Genomic DNA, 432 nt, shown 5'->3' with positions numbered 1-432 from the left:
GTACTGGCTGATGCTCCGGCATGGCCAGAAAGCGTTGTTCGAGGCGATCAAGATCGCCGATCCGCCTCCCCCAGCGGCAATCATGTTGCGCGCGAACGCACGCAGAGCCCGAACCGAGCCCATCAGATTGATGTCGAGCACCGTGTTCCAGTCCTCGTCACTGGAATCCACCAAGTACTCACCAGCGCAGATGCCCGCCGAGTAGACCAGCGCCACCGCGTCGGGATGTGAATTCACCCATGCGTCGACTGCAGCAGTGTCACGTACATCAACGACAGTGCCCACCCCACCCACTTGCGCGGCCACCTGCTCCACTGCGACGTCCCGGTCGGCAAGAGCCAGCCGCCAGCCTGCCTGCGCGAGGGCCTCCGCGGCCGCTCGACCGATTCCTGAAGCGGCGCCCGTGATGAGCGCGAGTTGACCGGTCATGAA

The 432-nt window shown here is 64.4% G+C and carries 1 protein-coding gene; it reads right to left on the bottom strand.

Annotation, left to right across the window (positions count from 1 at the left end; translation table 11 throughout):
- The coding region (locus RNB18_RS52495; protein WP_311721116.1) for an SDR family oxidoreductase at nucleotides 1-432 on the bottom strand (432 nt) is incomplete at both ends.

The sequence above is a fragment of the Streptomyces doebereineriae genome (assembly GCF_031845645.1).
In the GTDB taxonomy this organism is placed as follows: Bacteria; Actinomycetota; Actinomycetes; order Streptomycetales; family Streptomycetaceae; genus Streptomyces; species Streptomyces canus.
This window is presented reverse-complemented; position numbering and strand designations above follow the sequence as displayed.